The organism is Bradyrhizobium sp. BTAi1 (assembly GCF_000015165.1).
Lineage (GTDB): Bacteria > Pseudomonadota > Alphaproteobacteria > Rhizobiales > Xanthobacteraceae > Bradyrhizobium > Bradyrhizobium denitrificans.
Window position 1 is genome coordinate 7,215,324 of sequence record NC_009485.1, and the last position, 16,747, is coordinate 7,232,070.

The 16,747-nt window shown below is 65.0% G+C and carries 16 protein-coding genes and 1 pseudogene; 6 read left to right on the plus strand and 11 right to left on the minus strand.

All coding sequences use genetic code 11. The features are described from left to right. Nucleotides 1–15: 15 nt before the first annotated feature. The 4 genes and pseudogenes from BBTA_RS32245 to BBTA_RS32255 form a co-directional block, all read right to left on the minus strand. Nucleotides 16–432 carry a YciI family protein gene (locus BBTA_RS32245; protein ID WP_012046709.1) on the minus strand — a complete coding sequence of 139 codons (417 nt, stop codon included), beginning with the start codon at nucleotides 430–432 and terminating at the stop codon, nucleotides 16–18. Between the two features lie 34 nt (nucleotides 433–466). Beyond that, the gene (locus BBTA_RS39275) at nucleotides 467–1,009 is read right to left on the minus strand and encodes a YciI family protein (protein WP_371260218.1); all 543 of its coding nucleotides are present in this window, start codon (nucleotides 1,007–1,009) and stop codon (nucleotides 467–469) included. After that, nucleotides 995–1,642, minus strand: a pseudogene (locus BBTA_RS32250) (glutathione S-transferase family protein); the annotation flags it as partial. The gene BBTA_RS39275 and the pseudogene BBTA_RS32250, both read right to left, overlap by 15 nt. A gap of 62 nt (nucleotides 1,643–1,704) precedes the next feature. Further along, complete coding sequence (locus BBTA_RS32255; protein ID WP_012046711.1) at nucleotides 1,705–2,244, minus strand: dihydrofolate reductase family protein; 540 nt, start codon at nucleotides 2,242–2,244, stop codon at nucleotides 1,705–1,707. A gap of 116 nt (nucleotides 2,245–2,360) precedes the next feature. Here BBTA_RS32255 and BBTA_RS32260 point away from each other — a divergent pair, with 116 nt between their 5' ends. Then, nucleotides 2,361–2,876: a helix-turn-helix domain-containing protein gene (locus BBTA_RS32260; RefSeq protein WP_041751721.1), complete on the plus strand. Its 516-nt coding sequence runs from the start codon at nucleotides 2,361–2,363 to the stop codon at nucleotides 2,874–2,876. Between the two features lie 51 nt (nucleotides 2,877–2,927). Here the strand turns inward: BBTA_RS32260 and BBTA_RS32265 are convergent, their stop codons facing one another. Then, nucleotides 2,928–4,139 (minus strand): hypothetical protein, encoded by a 1,212-nt coding sequence (locus tag BBTA_RS32265; RefSeq protein ID WP_012046713.1) that lies wholly within the window; start codon nucleotides 4,137–4,139, stop codon nucleotides 2,928–2,930. A gap of 947 nt (nucleotides 4,140–5,086) precedes the next feature. Between BBTA_RS32265 and BBTA_RS32270 the strand changes: the two genes are divergently transcribed. Together BBTA_RS32270 and BBTA_RS32275 are read left to right on the plus strand one after the other, a co-directional pair. Next, nucleotides 5,087–5,866: an SDR family NAD(P)-dependent oxidoreductase gene (locus BBTA_RS32270; protein WP_041751037.1), complete on the plus strand. Its 780-nt coding sequence runs from the start codon at nucleotides 5,087–5,089 to the stop codon at nucleotides 5,864–5,866. Nucleotides 5,867–5,887: 21 nt separating this feature from the next. Beyond that, a complete protein-coding gene (locus BBTA_RS32275; protein WP_012046715.1) occupies nucleotides 5,888–6,334 on the plus strand; it encodes a hypothetical protein in 447 nt (148 codons plus the stop codon). A gap of 13 nt (nucleotides 6,335–6,347) precedes the next feature. Here the strand turns inward: BBTA_RS32275 and BBTA_RS32280 are convergent, their stop codons facing one another. From BBTA_RS32280 to BBTA_RS32300, 5 genes are all read right to left on the minus strand, one after another. Beyond that, nucleotides 6,348–6,761: a VOC family protein gene (locus BBTA_RS32280; protein WP_012046716.1), complete on the minus strand. Its 414-nt coding sequence runs from the start codon at nucleotides 6,759–6,761 to the stop codon at nucleotides 6,348–6,350. 30 nt (nucleotides 6,762–6,791) lie between these two features. Beyond that, entirely contained in the window at nucleotides 6,792–7,160 is a 369-nt protein-coding gene (locus BBTA_RS32285; protein WP_012046717.1) for a DoxX family protein, read from the minus strand. 161 nt (nucleotides 7,161–7,321) lie between these two features. Next, the gene (locus BBTA_RS32290) at nucleotides 7,322–8,587 is read right to left on the minus strand and encodes an RNA polymerase sigma factor (protein ID WP_012046718.1); all 1,266 of its coding nucleotides are present in this window, start codon (nucleotides 8,585–8,587) and stop codon (nucleotides 7,322–7,324) included. Then, entirely contained in the window at nucleotides 8,584–8,952 is a 369-nt protein-coding gene (locus tag BBTA_RS32295) for a YciI family protein (protein ID WP_012046719.1), read from the minus strand. Before BBTA_RS32295 ends, BBTA_RS32290 begins: the two co-directional genes overlap by 4 nt. Before the next feature lie 98 nt (nucleotides 8,953–9,050). After that, entirely contained in the window at nucleotides 9,051–9,353 is a 303-nt protein-coding gene (locus BBTA_RS32300; protein ID WP_012046720.1) for a hypothetical protein, read from the minus strand. A gap of 89 nt (nucleotides 9,354–9,442) precedes the next feature. Between BBTA_RS32300 and BBTA_RS32305 the strand changes: the two genes are divergently transcribed. Then, entirely contained in the window at nucleotides 9,443–10,408 is a 966-nt protein-coding gene (locus BBTA_RS32305; RefSeq protein WP_012046721.1) for a glyoxylate/hydroxypyruvate reductase A, read from the plus strand. On the opposite strand, the gene BBTA_RS32310 is transcribed toward BBTA_RS32305, so the two are convergent. Further along, entirely contained in the window at nucleotides 10,395–11,084 is a 690-nt protein-coding gene (locus BBTA_RS32310) for a TetR/AcrR family transcriptional regulator (protein WP_012046722.1), read from the minus strand. The genes BBTA_RS32305 and BBTA_RS32310 overlap by 14 nt on opposite strands. Before the next feature lie 88 nt (nucleotides 11,085–11,172). On the opposite strand from BBTA_RS32310, the gene BBTA_RS32315 reads away from it, so the two are divergent. Together BBTA_RS32315 and BBTA_RS32320 are read left to right on the plus strand one after the other, a co-directional pair. Then, a complete protein-coding gene (locus BBTA_RS32315; protein ID WP_012046723.1) occupies nucleotides 11,173–11,817 on the plus strand; it encodes a glutathione binding-like protein in 645 nt (214 codons plus the stop codon). A 123-nt stretch (nucleotides 11,818–11,940) separates the two neighbouring features. Next, nucleotides 11,941–16,722 carry a DUF3320 domain-containing protein gene (locus BBTA_RS32320; protein ID WP_012046724.1) on the plus strand — a complete coding sequence of 1,594 codons (4,782 nt, stop codon included), beginning with the start codon at nucleotides 11,941–11,943 and terminating at the stop codon, nucleotides 16,720–16,722. The last annotated feature ends 25 nt before the right edge of the window (nucleotides 16,723–16,747 follow it).

Below are 16,747 nucleotides of genomic sequence, written 5' to 3' on the forward strand. Positions count from 1 at the left end.
GTTGTGAAATGATGATCAAGCACGGCCGGCATGCGGTAACTCGGCAAAGCCGGCCGCCGCCTGCTGCACCTCGTCGGAGAAGTCGGTCATCTCCTGGACCTGGCGGATCTCGATGATCTCGTTGTCGGAGGCCGGGCATTGTTTGGCCCAGGCGATCGCCTCCTCACGCGAGGCGACCTCGATCATCCAGAAGCCGCCGAGCACCTCCTTGGCCTCGGCAAACGGCCCGTCGGTGACCATCGGCTGGCCACCTGCGAACGACACTCGCGCGCCCATCGACGGCGGATGCAGGCCTTCCAGCGTGATCAGCACGCCGGCCTCCTTCAAAGCCTCATTGTAGCGCATCATCGCAGCGACCCGCTCGGGATCGAGTTGCACATCCGGTGGCGCGCTCTCATAGCCGAGCGGAATCATCAGCATCATGAATCGCATCGCGTTCCTCCTCTCTTGGTCCAGGCTGCCAGGCTCAGCTGTTGCCGGCCTGCGCACGCAGGCGCGCGACCCGTTCGCGCAGCTCCGGCGTGAACGTCTCGCCGAAATCCTCGTCCGCATAGACCTGCCGAATCTCGATCTCGCCGCTCGGGAACGGCGCGCGCGCCATGTGCTCGATCACCTCGTCGAGCGAGCCGGCCTTGAGCATCCAGAAGCCGGCCGTGAGATCGCTGGTGAAACCGAACGGACCGCGCATGACGCGAGGCTTGCCATCCGAGAACGCGATGCGCGCGCCCTTGGCGGTCGGATGCAGACCCTCGCCTGCCTCCATCAGGCCGGCCTTGACCAGTTCCGCGTTGAACCGGCCCATCGCAGCGAATTCCTCAGTGGTCGGCAGAACCCCGGCTTCGGTGTCCCTCGTCGCCTTCACAATCACCATGAACCGCATGGTCACTCTCCCTGAAGCTCGGGCAGGATTGCCCTGCCCTCCCAGAAAGACGATTCGCCTCCGCGACCTCCGACACGGCTCTGCAATTAATTTCGTGCGGAGGGTCGGCTCACGCTCGTTCGGGAACATGTGGAAATACGGCTCCGCCTCGGCGACAACGCGCGCGACGGATGGCCGCGCCTTCAGCCGATCGAGATAGGCCGGCACCGTCTTCAGCGCGTCACCGAAGCGTTCCACTTTCTCGGCGTAGAACAACGCCGGCAGGGCCGCGCAATCCGCCAGAGTGAAGCTCTCGCCCATCGCCCAGCCCGCGGACGGCAGCTCGGCTTCGAGCATCGCATAGGATGTGCGCAGCCGCGCCCGCGCATCGGCGACGCCAAGCGGATCGCGCGTATCGCTCGGCCGCAACCGGTCAAATACGATGGTCTGCGTCGGCATGTGCAGATAGAGATCCAGAAAACGATCGCGCAGCCTCGTCCGCAGCGCCAGGTCCGGCGCGGCGGGAATGAAGCGCATCGCTCCGGCAAAGTGCTGATCGAGATATTCGATGATGATGCTCGACTCGGGGATCGTGCGCTGGCTTTGCTCGTCGCGCAGCACCGGAAATTTGCCGATCGGCCACAGCTTCAGAAACGCCGCACGATCGTCGGCGTCGCCCAGATTGATCAGCCTTGGCGTGAACGAAATGTCGTTCTCATACAGCGCGATCAGAACCTTCCAGCAGAACGACGACAGCGGATGATAGTAGAGGGTGAGAGACATCGGTGCTCCTGACTGGTCAAGGAAGGCGACGTTTGGCTGAGCTCGCGCGACGCCGACAGCGCCTACGCGTCCCGCGCAGGCACATAGCGCACGATCACCGCGCCGCTGGACAGCGGGCGGCTGTCGATCAACCGGAGCTTCATCGCCAGACCCGGCTTGAACAGCGGTGCTCCACCGCCGAGCACGCGCGGATTGATCGCGATGCGGAACTCGTCGATCAGATCATGGGCCATGAGCGTGGCGGCGAAATCCGCACTGCCGAACAGGAACAGATCCTTGGCGCTCGCCCTCTTGAGCCTGTCGACCTCGGCGGCTGGCTGATCGCCCAGCAGATGCGCATTCGACCATGCGAGAACGGACAGCTTGCGCGAGGCGACATATTTCGGAATGGCGTTCATGAACTCGGCGATCGCGCCGTTTTGCGACGGCCAATAGCCCGCCATCAGATCGTAGGTCACGCGACCGAACAGCAATCCTCCGGCATCCTTCAATTGCGCCTCGGAGAATTGCTCGAGCTCCGGGCCCCAGACATCCTCGTGCCAGGAAATGTCGCCCTCCGCGCCCGCGACCATGCCGTCGAGCGTCATCATGTTCCACATCACCAGCCTGGCCACGGACCTACCTCCCTAACTGCTTTCATTTTGCAATCAGTTTGAGAATGCCGAGACCGATGCAATATTGCAAGCAGTTTGATTGGCGACCGCACCCAGAGATTTCCATGTCCGACCTTCAGCGCTCCGGCTGCCCGATCAACCTCACGCTCGAGGTCGTGGGCGACAAATGGAGTCTCTTGATCATCCGTGACATGATGTTCGGAAATCGCCGCCACTATCGCGAGCTGCTCGGCGGCTCCGAGGAGGGCATCTCCTCCAACATCCTGGCCGATCGGCTCAAGACCCTGCTCGCCGCCGGAATCATCAGCCGCGACGACGACCCGAGCCACAAGCAGAAGGGCATCTATTCCCTGACCGAGCAGGGCATCGAGCTGCTGCCGATCCTCGCGCAGATGGCAGGCTGGGGTTACAAATATCTGCCGGTGTCAGAGGAGCTCGGCATCCGCGCCAGGCTGCTGATGGAGGGCGGCCCCAAGATGTGGGCCGAGTTCATGGACGAATTGCGCGAGATCCATCTCGGCATCAAGCGGCGCAAGAAGGCAGGCCCCAGCGTCGGTGAGCGACTGCAGGCGGCCTATCAAAGGGTGCTCGCCGAGCAGGCCGAGACGCGCCGCAGCTGAGGCTTCGATCTGCAAGCCGGTCCCGAGCCGCGCGACCCACCTGGCCGCGCGTCAGAACCGCGTATTGTCCGCCCTGTAGCGCGATGATTTGCGCGGCGCGCGTTCCGGCACCTGCTCCAACTGCGCGATCGGACGACGATAGGTCTCGGCGCGACGCAGCCAGCCCGCCTCCCAGATGCGGTTGGAGGGGAGATTGCGGACCCGCTGCTGCAGCACGATCTGGACGGCGTCGGAATATTCGGCGAGCACGGCTTTCGGCTCGGTGGTCGTGCCATTCATCTTCAACAGCACCTGCTTAAGGCCCCAGCCCTGACGCTGACCGGTTTCCTTGTCGACCGCGGTCTCCGACGGGTTGGTGCCCTCGCCCTTGAAATTGATGTAGTCGATCAGCGGATAGAGATCCTCCGAGGCGCGCACGACGCGGGAATATTGCGCGACGATGTGCTCGCGTTCGCCACTGTCGGGCGTATTTGCGAGGATCTTGTCCATCGCGCCCTGCGCACGCGCCACCAGGAACTGCGTCTGCTCCGCCATCGTATCCAGGAGGAACTGCCGCAATTGCCGCATCTGCGGCGAATTGAAATTCCGCTTGAAGTCGGCCCGGCTCGTCCACGGGCAGGCCGGGATCGGCGTCTTGTCGAGCCAGGCCGGAAGCGGCGTCTTGCCCTTGCGGAGAAACGCGACCAGCCCGGGGAAACCTTCCTCATAGGGCGGCTTCGCGGTGACCGGGTACCAGATGAAATGTCCGATCCCGAGCGAGGCGAATTCTTCGCCCGCATTCCAGGAGGTGATTGCATCGCGTCGGCCACCGGCCTCGTTGAGCCAGATCTTGCGACCGATCTTCTGCGCGACCTCGGCCGGCAGCACCCGCTGCGGGACGGAGAGGTTCTTGGTGTCCTTGGCATCGCGCGCCGCGCTGCGCACATCGCTCTTCCGTTCGGCTGTTGCCGGCTTCCCGGCCTCGGTCGACGGCACCACGACCTTCGGACCTGTCGTCTGCACCTCTGCCGGCCGACCAACCGTCTCTGGCTCGGACGTCGATGTCGGGGATTGCGGCGGCACGGCCTGCTCGAGCGGAGCGGGCTTGGCCGCGACCGAACCATCTGCCCGAGCTCCGCTGCTCGCAGCCAGACCAAGGACCACGCACGACCACAACAGCGCGCCACGCGCGCGCGCAAGACTGCCCGGCTCACGCAACAGCACCTGCTGCTCCGTGCTCCGGGTCACGATGGTGATTCGATGGTTGGGGAATTGACGGTCCATGTCGATTCTACCGAGACTCTTATACTCTACGCTACCCGCTCAGGATTCGTCCAAACCATGACCCGACGGGCAAATCAGCCGGCGGTGTCGCGATCGCGTTGGCCGGGGAAACACGGTCCGGGACACTGCGGCGCGGTCTCGCAGCGGCTGCGCCACGGCGCTTTTTTCCTGAAGACTTTCAAGTCGCTCATCCTTGTCCAGTCCGCTCCGTAAATTTTTTCTTCTTTCGTCTTTTCAGAAACAACGCTCTTCTCGTCCCCTCCTGGTCCCGATCGAGAGGGACGTTTCGCGATCGTTACGAACGTTGGGAGCGGGACGCGGTGGACGCGTCGATGTTGCAGCGTGGAACATGATTCGGAACCGGAGGTGATGACGCGCATTGCGCCACAGCTTTCCGACAAGATCATGCTCATATGAAGGACACGTGGACGAACAACGCGGCGCGTACGGCGAAATCGTGTGGTCCTGGCATCCCGATGCTGATGTCATGTCCGATGCGCGTACGCATTGTGGCAAAAACGGGGGCAATCAAGCCGGTCCCCGAGGAGAGCGCGTATAAGCCGTGAGCCCATCGCGCGGCGAAGGCCGCCGGATGTCCGAGCCGAACCTGTGGTTCCTGCCCCGTGCATTTTGTTCGCACGGGGGCCATGGGAGCGGCGAGCTTCCGGCCTTCCCTGCTCCCTCTGATCAGAGGGGGACAGCAATCGAGCAAGGCTCGGGCGCCTGCGCGCCGCGAGAACGCGAGCCGATGCCCCTCCTACTACCCTTGGCTGTTTGACAAGGACAGCGAACTTGGCTGCCTTATGCAGCGATTCAAATTGAAAGCACACTCACAATTGTGACGGCCTTCACAGCCGGTCCGCGCCGCGCGTGTTAGCAATCACAACAGCCAAGAGCCGGGCCACCGGCCGAAGGAGCCGACGACCGTGACGGAAGCACCAACGGCGATGCCGAACGACAAGGTCGCCTTGATCACCGGGGCAGCGCGCGGCATCGGGCTTGCGACCGCCAAGCGGTTTCTCCACGAGGGCTGGCGCGTGGCCCTGCTCGACATCGAGCAACAGCTGCTCGACAGCGCCACATCCTCTCTCCGATGCCCGGATCGAACGCTCGCGCTGCATTGCGATGTCTCGGACGCGGCCATGGTGGCCGATGCGCTGGAGCGCATCACCCGGCGGTTCGGCCGCCTCGATGCGCTGGTCAACAATGCCGGCGTCGCGCGCTTCGCCCCGATCATGGAGACGACCGAGACCGACTGGCAACGAATCCTCGACGTCAATCTGACCGGACCGTTTCTTTGCACGCGGGCCGCGGTGCCGCTGATGCGCGAGCATGGCGGGGCCATTGTCAACATCACCTCGATCTCGGCCGTGCGCGCGTCCACGCTGCGCTCCGCCTACGGCACCAGCAAAGCGGCCCTGGCGCATCTGACCAAGCAGCTCGCGGTGGAACTCGCCTCCGCCGGCATCCGCGTCAATGCGGTCGCGCCCGGACCGGTGGAGACCGCGATGGCGAAGGCCGTTCATACGCCGGAGATTCGCGCCGACTATCACGACGCGATCCCGCTCAACCGCTACGGCCTTGAAGAGGAGCTGGCGGAAGCCATCTTCTTCCTGAGCTCGGAGCGATCGAGCTATATTACGGGCCAGGTGCTGGCGGTCGACGGCGGCTTCGACGCGGCCGGAATCGGGCTGCCGACCTTGCGCGGTGAACGCAGGAACGCATAGGACGCAGGAGCGCATGAGACCATGCCGAGCCGGATGCGCATCATCCTGACCTTGCTCCTCGCGGTGGTGCTGTGGGGGATCGCCACGATGCTGGCGCGCGCCGATATCCGCATCATCTCTTCGCCCGGCGGCGAGGTCGGGCCGTTTCTCAGCCTGTTCGAGAAGGTCCGTGCCTCCGGCGAGCGCGTGGTGATCGACGGCCCATGCCTGTCGGCCTGTACGCTGGTGCTGTCCCTGGTGCCCGAAGACCGCATCTGCGTGACCCGGCGCGCCGTGCTCGGTTTCCACGCGGCGCGCTCGGTCGATCGTCGTGGGCGGACTTATGCCGAGCCCGAGGCCTCAAAGCTGGTGCTGCAGACCTATCCGGCGCCGGTGCGCGGCTGGATCGCGCGCCGCGGCGGCCTGACGTCGCGGCTCCTGATGCTGCGCGGGCGCGAGCTGAAGGCGATGTACGCCTCCTGCCGCTGATTTCGGGAGACGGTCAATAGCCCTCGGCCGGGCAGTTGATCATCCAGGGAATGCCGAAGCGATCGACACCCATGCCGAAGCCCTTGGACCAGAACGTCCTGCCGAACGGCATGGTGACGGTGCCGCCGTCGATCAGCGCATTGAACTTGCGCTCGGCCTCGGCGACATCGTCGATCTGCAACGAGACGGAGATGCCCTGCGGCTTGCCCTGATAATAGTCGGGCGGCGAATCCGACGCCATCAGGACATCGCCAGATATCGAGAAGCGGACGTGCATGATCCTGTCCTTGTGCTCCGGCGCCGACGGCATCTCCGGCGGAGCCTCGCCATAGCGCATCATCATGTCGATCTTCGCGCCAAGCACATGGCCATAATGCTTCAGGGCCTGCTCGCAGTCGCCATTGAAGGTGAGATAGGGACAGATCATGTCATCCTCCTTGGTTGGAAAGCTGATGCGTCAACGCAGCGGCAGCAGCGCGCGCAGGCGGCGGTCGCGCAGCCACAGGCCTCCCCACACCATCAGCCCGAGATAGAGGCCGAACAGCACGTGGCTGAACAGCGGACTGCCGATGCGGACATGCGCGGCGATGGCGCCGCCGAGATAGCCGGTGAGCAGGATCGCGCCCAACAGCGAAGTCGAGGGCAGCGCATACAGCAATGTGCAGAGCAGCGTGATCAGCCCGAGCGCCCGGGCCATGGCGTCGCTGCCGCCATAGCCCATCTGATCCATGGTCTGGGTGACGACATCAAGCGGGATGAGCTTGATCGCGCCATCGAACAGCAGGAACAGGATCACCAGCCCGCTCAGGATGCGGCCGCCCCACAATTCGGCACGCGAGACCGGCTGGTCCAGGGTGATCGTCGACATTTCGAGCTCCTTTCCCTGATGCTGCTCCCAGGACGATCGAACCATCGCGTTGCCGACAGCTCCGACGGAATTGTTGCGCATATATGCTCAAGCCGACGTCCGGCGATGTCCGATGCGGCTCATCGCCCCGGACGCGCCGTGGCGCTGTCACGCATCAGACGGTCGAGCTGCATGCGGATATGAGCGGCCTCGGCCGAGCTGTGCGCCAGCGCGATGGCGCGATCGAAGGCGGTGCGCGCTTCGTCATTGCGTCCGAGCTGCATCAGCAGCGCGCCACGCACACCGAAAAAGTAAAAATAGTTGGCAAGTCGGGTCTCGAGTGGCGCGATCAGATCGAGCGCCGCCTGGGCGCCGCGCACCTTCGACACCGCCACGGCGCGATTGAGCGTCACGACCGGCGACGGCTGCACCACTTCCAGCGCGCCATAGAGCAGGTCGATCTGCGTCCAGTCGGTGTCCTCCGGCCTGATGGCACGCGCATGCAGGGCCGCGATCGCCGCCTGGATCTGGTAGGGGCCACTGCGGCGATGCCGTATCGCCTTGTCGATCAACGCCAGGCCTTCGGCGATCATCGGCTGATTCCACAGCGTGCGGTCCTGGTCCTCCAGAAGGATCGGCAAGCCCTCGGCATCGAAGCGGGCGGCGCTACGCGCATGCTGCAACAGCAGCAGCGCCATGAGGCCCATGATCTCCGGCTCGCCCGGAAACAGCCGCAGCAGCAGCCGCGCCAGCCGGATCGCCTCCTCGGACAGCGGCTGGCGCAGCTCGGCGGCCTCGCCGCTGGCCGAATAGCCCTCGTTGAAAATGAGGTAGATCATGGCAGCGACCGCCACCAGCCGCTCTGCGCGCTCCACCGCGCCCGGCGTCTCGAACGGCACGTCCGCTTGCGCGACGCGCGCCTTGGCACGGGTGATGCGCTGCTCCATCGCGGCCTCGCTGACCAGGAAGGCACGGGCGATCTGCTTCACCGTCAGCCCGGACACCACGCGCAGCGCCAGCGCGATCTGCTGCGTTGCCGGCAGCTCCTTGTGGCAGCAGATGAACAGCAGCCGCAGGATGTCGTCGCGGTAGTGCGAGCCGTCGAGCCGGTCGGCGAGCGCGCTCTCGGCATCGTCGAGATCGGAGATCGCCTCATCATCCGGCAGCGGTTGTTCGCGGCGGACACGCCGGACATCGTCGATCCCGGCATTGCGCCCGACCATGATCAGCCACGCCGCGGGATCGCGCGGCGGTCCGTTCTGCGGCCAGCTCTTCAGGGCGCGCAGGCAGGCGTTCTGGAACGCCTCCTCGGCGGCGTCGAGGTCACGGAAATAGCGCAGCAGCGCGCCGACGGCCTGGGGACGTGCTGATGTCAGCGTTGCATCAATCCAGGCCCCGTCGGTCATGTCAGCGCTCCGCCCGGCCTGAACGTCCCAACAGGACGGATTTCATACGACCCGCCGGGATTGGCCTCGCCGAGCTCGCGCGCCACCGCCAGCGCCTCGTCGAGATTGGCGCAGTCGACGATGTAGAAGCCGAGCAGCTGCTCCTTGGTCTCGGCGTAGGGACCATCGAGCACGAGCGGCGGGTCCTCCTTGCGTAGGGTCGTCGCCGCCGTGGTCGGCAACAGCCGCGCCACCGGCCCGAGCCGTCCCTGCTTGGCGAGCTTCTCCTGGATGACCGCGAGCTTGGCCATGACCGCGGCATCCTGGTCCTTGCTCCAGGCGCAAACGACATCCTCGTCGTGATAGCAAAGCAGCGCGTACAGCATCGGCAGGCTCTCCCTTCGTCTTCAAGACGGGGAAGTATGCCTGCAACCGACAAAGCGGCGAAGAATTTTCACGTGTTCCGCAGGTAGGAACAGTCAGCCTACCAGGATATGCCGTACTTGGCGGCAATGTTGCGCGCGCGTGTCTCCTGCGCGCTTTCGCGCGGCTGCTTGGCACGCCCCGCCTGCCGCTGCGACTGGCCCTGTCCCTGCCCTTGACCTGCGGCGCCCTGGCCTGCCTGGTTGCCGGCGCCCTGGGTCATGCCCGGCGCGGCCCCCTGCTGGCCGCCGCCGTTGCCGAGGGAGATGCCGTTGGCCGACAGAATCCCGCCGACGTCGATGGTCTGGGCCTGGGCCGCGGCAGAGGCGAGAATGAAGGCGGTGGTGAGAAGCAATTTGCGCATGATGATGTCTCCGTGTTGACGTTCGGAGATTGGCCTGCCCGCGCGATCTGGTATGTGGGGCAGATCACTCAAGCTTCGAGGACCTTCCGATGAGCAAAGGCGCGTTGGCGCTCCTGATCCATGGCGGCACCGACAATTGGTCGCCGCAGCGCTGGAAGACACGTTTCGACGACGTCTGCGGCGACCGTCCGGTGGTGCTGCTGCCCGATGCCGGCCTCGACCCGGCCGAGGTGCACTACGCCGCGGTGTGGAAGCCGGTCCCCGGCGAGCTCGCCGGCTTTCCGAATCTGCGCGTGATCTTCAATCTCGGCGCCGGCGTCGATGCGCTGATGGCCGACAAGACCTTGCCGAGCGTGCCGCTGGTCCGCGTCGCGGTGGACGATCTCACTGCGCGCATGACCGAATATGTCGTTCTGCACGTGCTGATGCATCATCGTCAGGAGCTTTACCTGCGCGAGTCGCAGCGCGTGAAGCGCTGGGCACCGAAATATCAATGGCCGGCGGCCGCGATCGGCGTCGGCATTCTCGGGCTGGGCACGCTCGGGATCGATGCTGCCGAGGTCCTCAGGCGCATCGGCTTCCAGGTCGCTGGCTGGAGCCGCAGCGAAAAGCAGGTTGCAGGCATCGAGACCTTCCATGGCGGGGCGCAGCTCGACGCGTTCCTGGAGCGGACCGACATTCTCGTGTCGCTGCTGCCGCTGACGGCAAATACCCGCGGCATTCTCGACCGCAAGATGTTCGCCAAGCTGCGGCGCTCGTCGCCGCTCGGCGCCCCGATCATGATCAATGCCGGCCGCGGCGGCCTGCAGAACGAGGCCGACATCCTCGCCTGCCTCGACGACGGCACGCTCGGTGCCGTCTCGCTCGACGTGTTTGGACAGGAGCCGCTGCCCGCCGACAGTCCGTTCTGGACGCATCCGAAAGTCGTGCTGACGCCGCACAATGCGGCCGACACTGATGCCGACGCGATCTCGCGCTACGTCGCCGAGCAGATCGCGTCCTTCGAGACGGGCGGCGCGCTGCGCAACCTGGTCGATCGCGTCAGGGGCTACTGACCCGCGATCTGCCGCCCAGCATCAAATCGATCGCGCCGGCGACGATCGCCTCCAGCTCCGGGCGCGGCACCCGCGCCCGGGCGCGGACCGCGATCGAATGGATCGTGGCCGAGGCGAGCTGCGCTAGCACGACGGGGTCGGCGCCCTCAGGCAGTTCGCCCTTCTCCTTGGCGCGGCGGAAGCAATGCGCGAACGCTCTGTCGAGCTCGGTCAGCGCGTTCTGCACCATGGCGCGGATGTCGGGATCAGCCACCGCTTCCGACCCCGCCGTCATCACCGTGAAACAGCCGCGCGGTCCCTCCTCGCCGGAGAGATAGATGTCCAGCGCGGTGGCGAAGATCTGCTCCAGCTGTCGCCGCACCGGCCAGTCATGGCGGAAGATGTCACCCATCGCGACGCGGGCATTGTCGCGATAGCGCTGATAGCTCTTGATGTAGAGCTCGCGCTTGTCGCCGAACGCCCCATAGAGGCTAGGCCGATTCATGCCCGTTGCGGCACTGAGGTCGTCGAGCGACGTCGCGGCGAAGCCCGTTGTCCTGAACAGATCGAGCGCCTTGCCCAGAGCGATATCCGGCTCATAGGCGCGCGGCCGCCCGCGCCGTTTCGGTTCGGGTCGCGCGGCCGCTTGTTCTGGGACGGAGCCTTCAGGGGGCGGCCCCTTCCTTTTTTGTACCATTTCGCAATAAATCCTTGACCGCCGATATATTATGCGAGACAGTATAAAAATCAATGAACGCTCCGGTCCGGAGCCCAGGGAGACGTCCATGGATTTGTATTTCTCGCCGCTCGCCTGCTCGCTCGCCACCCGCATCGCGCTCTATGAAGCGGGCGCAGACGCAAACTACCTCGAGGTCGATCCGAAGACGAAAATCATCCTCAACGACGGCTCAGATTTTCGTAACGTCAATCCGCTCGGCCTCGTGCCGACCCTGCGCACCGATGACGGCGACCTGCTGACCGAGAACGCGGCCATTCTGCAATATGTCGCCGACCGCTTTCCCGAGGCGAAACTCGGCACCGGTCCCGGCATGGATCGGAGCCGGCTGCATCAATGGCTCTGCTTCATCGGCACCGAGTTGCACAAGGGCCTGTTCATTCCGATTCTCGACAAGACCGCCCCCGACGAGATGAAGATGCATGTTCTGAAGAAGAACCTGTCGCGCCTTGATCATCTCGAGACCCATCTGCGCAACCGAGATCATCTGCTCGACCATTTCAGCGTGGCGGACGCCTATCTCGTGACGGTGATCAACTGGACCATGGCAACGCCGCCGATCGAGCTCGCCAAATGGCCAGCGGTGAAGGCCTACTACGAGCGTCTGCGCCAGCGACCGGCGATCGCACGCGCCATCGCCGAGGAGTTCGAGCTCTACAAGGCGGAACTGGCGCGCCACAGAGCGGCGGCATAGCCGGGTGCGTGTCATCTTCGTCGCGCAGCGCTACAGCCGCGCGGCGGACCGAGTCGGCACGGTATCCAATGCTTGACCGCGGAGACGCCGGGTTGCAATCCTCGAATCGCAGGAGGATTGCACGTGGCAGGAACATCCGTACGCGACAGATTGCTGGCGGACCGGCGCGCGCTGCTCGATTTGGGCACGCGCAATCGGCTCGTGCACATCCCGCTCAAGACCAAGAACATCCGGACCATCGAGATCGCCGGCGCGCGCTCGGCGACGCTGTTCGAACTCCTCAAGGAAGGCAAGCGCTTCACCTTCCTGCCATCGAAGACGGAGACGCCACCGGAGGCCGAGGGCGCGGCTGCGACTGCAACGCCCGTCATCGCGACCACGGCGCCCGAGGCGGCGGCACGACAGAACGGGGACGGTTCGGACGCGCAGGCCCGGCCGTCTGAAACGCGGCTGCAGACTCGGTTGTCGTCCGAGGCGCTGCAGAAGCGGCTGCTCGACATCTGGTACGACGCCAGAACGCTGGAGGAGGAACAGGGCGTCAACATCCTCTACCTCGCCTTCGGACTGCTCAAATGGTTCGAGGATGAGAAATCCGAGGTCGAGCGGCTTGCTCCCCTCGTGCTGTTGCCGGTGCGTCTGGAACGCAGCAGCGCTGCCGAGCGCTTTCATCTCGTCTCCCGCGCCGAGCCGCCCTCGCCCAACCTCTCGCTACAAGCCAAGCTCAACGAGGAGTTCGGGCTCAAGATCGAGGATTTTGGCGACGAGGACGATGTCGATATCGCGAGCTATCTGGCCGGGATCGCGGAGACGGTCGCGACCAAGAAGACGTGGGAGGTCAAGTCGGACGCGATCGTTCTCGGCTTCTTCTCGTTCTCCAAGTTCCTGATGTATCGCGATCTCGATCCCGAGACCTGGCCCGCGGACGGCGCACTGGATCGGCACCCGCTGATCACGGCGCTGCTCCAAAACGGCTTCGAAGCATCCGAGCCGATCGTGGCCGACGATGGCAAGATCGATCCCGTCATCCAGCCGATCGCGATGAACCACGTCGTCGACGCGGATTCATCGCAGGCGGTGGTGATCGAGGAGGTCGTGCGCGGGCGCGACCTCGTCGTCAAGGGACCGCCGGGAACCGGCAAGTCGCAGACCATCACCAACATCATCGCCACGGCCGCCGCCGAGGGGAAGACGGTTCTGTTCGTCGCCGAAAAGATGGCGGCGTTGGACGTCGTGCACCGCCGGTTGAAGGCAGTTGGCCTCGGCTCCCTGGCCCTCGAGCTTCACTCCAACAAGGCGAACAAGCGCGCTCTGCTGGAGGAACTCAAGCGCTGCAAGACGGCCCGGGTGCCCGCACCTCGCGGCGAGGCGACGCTGGTGCAGCGTCTCACCGACAGTCGCGACAGTCTGAATCAGCACGCCGAGATGATGCACCGTCCGCACCAGCCGAGCAGGCTGACGCCGTTCCGGTTGCTCGGCCATCTCCTGCGCTGCGGAGAATCCTCCGCACAGCCGGCGCTGCCCTTGCAGGGCGCGCCCTCCTGGACTCCCTTGGACCTGGAACGGCGGCGCGAGCTGATCGCAGAGCTGGCCGGGCGGATTGCATCCGATGGGCCACCTCATCTGCACCCCTGGCGCGGCGTCGACCGCGACGCGCTGGACCCCGCCGAGATGGCTGAGCTGCGAACGTCGCTGGATGACATTGCGAAGGTTTTCAACCGTGTCACCACCGCAGCGGCGCGCATCGGCTCGCTGCTCGATCTGCCTGCGGCGGTCACATTGGCGGATGCCGCAGGCGTGCTGGCATGCGCAGAAGCCGTGGCCGCGATGCCGGAGTGCGACAAGGCTGCTTTCCGCGATCCGATCTGGAGCCGGCCCCATGATGTCGCCGATCTCGTCGACAAGGGTCTGCGCTATGCCAAATTGAAGACGGCGTTCGAATCAGCCTTCGTGGAGTCCGCCTGGGATGCATCGATGGCCGATTGCCGCAAGGTGATCGCGGAGAAAGGCAACTCCTGGCTTCGCCTCCTCAGCACGCATTATCGCGCGCAGATGGCGCTGCTGAGCTCCTACTTGAAGGTGCCGATGCCGAAAGCGCTCGATCAGCGCCTCCTGCTGATCGACGGCCTGATGGCGGCGCAGGCCGCGCGCCGATCCTTCGAACAGGTCGAGAGTGCCGGCAGCGCTGCGTTTGGAACCGCTTGGCACAAGGAGCAGTCGGATTGGGATGCGCTTTCGAAACTCACAGCCTGGTGGAACGCATTCCCGAGGTCACTCGCGAACGACGACGCGCGCCAAACGTTGGCGCAGCTCACGCTATCGGCCGACGAACGACAGGCGATCGATCAGTTCAACAGCGATCTCGCCGGCCTTCGGTCCGGCCTGCAGCAGCTGATCGAGTTTCTGGATCTGGAGCCCGGCCGCATCCCGCTCGACGCCAGTGATCGTATCCGCTTTGACGAACTGTCCCAGACCCTGTCGACGTGGCAGGACTCCACCGAACGCCTCACCCGCTGGATCGCTTTCATGGATCGCGTGCGCCGGGCGCGCACGGACGGGCTGGCGGCGCTGGTCGATGGGGCGCTCGATGGCTCGTTGCCGGGCGAGGAGCTGGAACGGGCTTTTGACAGATCCTATTACGATGCCATGCGCGGCGTGATCTTCGCTGAGCATCCCGAGCTGAAGCGTTTCGACGGCGAGTCGCACAGCCGGCTCGTCGACGGCTTTCGCAAGCTCGACCTCGAACGCATGCAGCTGGCCCGCGACCAGATTGCCTATGAGCACGCGGCGGCGCTGCCGCGCAATGCCGGCGGCATCGGTCCACTTGGCGTGCTGAATGGTGAGATTGCAAAAAAACGCAACCACCTTCCGATCCGGCAGCTGCTGGAGCGCGCCGGCCCCGTCATTCAGCAGATCAAGCCGATCTTTCTGATGAGCCCGCTGTCCGTCGCGCAATTCCTGAAGCCCGGTGCGATCGCCTTCGATCTGCTGGTGGTGGACGAGGCCTCGCAAATCGAGCCGGTCGATGCGCTCGGCGCCGTCGCGCGCTGCCGGCAGATGGTCGTGGTCGGTGACGAGCGACAGCTGCCGCCGACGCGCTTCTTCGCAAAGTTGACCGGCAATGATGACGACGACGGCGATGACGAGGACCAGCCGACCTTTCAGGTGAAGGACGCCGAGAGCATCCTCGATCTCTGTCTGGCCAAGGGCCTGTCGCATCGGATGCTGAACTGGCACTATCGCAGCAAGCATCAGTCGCTGATCGCGGTCTCCAACAAGCAGTTCTACGACAACCGGCTGTTCATCGTGCCCAGTCCCTATGACGCCGTCGCCGGCATGGGACTGAAGTTCAACTATGATCCCGATGCGCATTACGAGCGCGGCAGCAGCCGCACCAATCCCAAGGAGGCAAGGGTTGTGGCCGAAGCCGTCATGCGCCACGCGCGGGAAACGCCGCAGAGAAGCCTCGGCGTCGCGACCTTCTCCGTGGCACAGCGCCAGGCCATTCAGGACCAGCTCGAGATGCTCCGCAAGGAGAGCCCGGAGACGGAAGACTTCTTCGCGCCCGGCACGAGCGAGCCGTTTTTCGTGAAGAACCTCGAGAACATCCAGGGCGATGAGCGCGACGTCATCTTCATCTCGATGGGCTACGGTAGGACGAAGGAAGGCTTCGTGTCGATGAGCTTCGGCCCGCTGAATTCGGATGGCGGCGAACGGCGGCTGAACGTGCTGATCTCGCGCGCCAAGCTGCGCTGCGAGGTGTTCTCCTCGATCACCGGCGACGACATCGATCTGTCGCGCGCCAAGGGCCGCGGCATTGCCGCGCTGAAGACGTTCCTGACCTTCGCCCAAACCGGGCAGCTCGATATCGCACAGGAGACCGGCCGCGATCCGGATTCGGTGTTCGAGGAGCAGGTCGCCGCCAGGCTGCGGGCGCTCGGGCATGACGTGAAGACACAGATCGGCACGGCCGGGTTCTTCGTCGATCTCGCGATCGTCGATCCTGACAAGCCCGGCCGTTTCCTGCTCGGCATCGAGTGCGACGGTGCGCAATATCATGCGTCCCGCTCGGCGCGCGACCGCGATCGCTTGAGACAGAACGTGCTGGAGGCGCATGGCTGGGTCCTGCACCGTATCTGGTCGACGGACTGGTTTCTCCGGCCCAAGGAGGAAACCGAGAAGGTCGTGCGTGCGATCGAGGCGGCGAAGGCGCATTGGCGGGAGATCGACGAAGGCACGGTCGCGGCGCAGCCGGTCCCTCCGTCAGGCATCGAGGCGCCTCCACCGGAACAGGCCGAGGACCGCGTTGCTCCGATGGTCGCACAGACGCCGGCTGTGGTCGCGTATGAGGAGGCGAAGCTTCGGGTGCGCAGGGAGGTCGAGCCGCACGAGACCTCGCTGAAGGATATGACGCGCCACATCGCCGAGATTGTCGCCGTCGAAGGGCCGGTGCACGAATCGGAAATCATCGTCCGGATCAGATCGGCCTGGGGCCTCGCCCGCGCGGGCAATCGCATCCGCGATGCGGTGAGAGCAGCCTTGAACGCGGCAGTTGCCAACGGGCAGATCACCGGAGGTCCGTTCTACGCCGTGCCCGGCCAGGCCGTCGTCGTGCGAAACCGCGAGCATGTGCAATCGCAGTCGATGCGCAAGCCCGAGATGCTGCCGCCGGACGAGATCAAGGCGGCGATCATCCAGGTCGTGCAGCAGAACTACGGCGCCGAGGACGACCAGTTGGTCCAGGCCGTGGCCCGGCTGTTCGGCTTCGGCTCGACCAGCGCCCAGCTGCGCGACGCGGTTCAGGGCAGCCTGCGCGAGCTTTTGGAGGCGGGGCAACTCCGCCGCGAGGGAGACATGGTGAGCAAGCCGCAGGACGCCTCGCCTGCAGCGCAAGGCTCAACCGGCTAGATCATGAGGCGTTTCCGCAGCAGCG

What these genes read in the sequence shown, in the direction of transcription:
- BBTA_RS32245 (WP_012046709.1), bottom strand. Translation starts at nt 432, where the DNA reads ATGCGATTCATGATGCTGATGATTCCGCTCGGCTATGAGAGCGCGCCA.
- BBTA_RS39275 (WP_371260218.1), bottom strand. Translation starts at nt 1,009, where the DNA reads ATGTTCCCGAACGAGCGTGAGCCGACCCTCCGCACGAAATTAATTGCA.
- BBTA_RS32260 (WP_041751721.1), top strand. Translation starts at nt 2,361, where the DNA reads ATGTCCGACCTTCAGCGCTCCGGCTGCCCGATCAACCTCACGCTCGAG.
- BBTA_RS32265 (WP_012046713.1), bottom strand. Translation starts at nt 4,139, where the DNA reads ATGGACCGTCAATTCCCCAACCATCGAATCACCATCGTGACCCGGAGC.
- BBTA_RS32270 (WP_041751037.1), top strand. Translation starts at nt 5,087, where the DNA reads ATGCCGAACGACAAGGTCGCCTTGATCACCGGGGCAGCGCGCGGCATC.
- BBTA_RS32275 (WP_012046715.1), top strand. Translation starts at nt 5,888, where the DNA reads ATGCCGAGCCGGATGCGCATCATCCTGACCTTGCTCCTCGCGGTGGTG.
- BBTA_RS32280 (WP_012046716.1), bottom strand. Translation starts at nt 6,761, where the DNA reads ATGATCTGTCCCTATCTCACCTTCAATGGCGACTGCGAGCAGGCCCTG.
- BBTA_RS32290 (WP_012046718.1), bottom strand. Translation starts at nt 8,587, where the DNA reads ATGACCGACGGGGCCTGGATTGATGCAACGCTGACATCAGCACGTCCC.
- BBTA_RS32295 (WP_012046719.1), bottom strand. Translation starts at nt 8,952, where the DNA reads ATGCTGTACGCGCTGCTTTGCTATCACGACGAGGATGTCGTTTGCGCC.
- BBTA_RS32300 (WP_012046720.1), bottom strand. Translation starts at nt 9,353, where the DNA reads ATGCGCAAATTGCTTCTCACCACCGCCTTCATTCTCGCCTCTGCCGCG.
- BBTA_RS32305 (WP_012046721.1), top strand. Translation starts at nt 9,443, where the DNA reads ATGAGCAAAGGCGCGTTGGCGCTCCTGATCCATGGCGGCACCGACAAT.
- BBTA_RS32310 (WP_012046722.1), bottom strand. Translation starts at nt 11,084, where the DNA reads ATGGTACAAAAAAGGAAGGGGCCGCCCCCTGAAGGCTCCGTCCCAGAA.
- BBTA_RS32315 (WP_012046723.1), top strand. Translation starts at nt 11,173, where the DNA reads ATGGATTTGTATTTCTCGCCGCTCGCCTGCTCGCTCGCCACCCGCATC.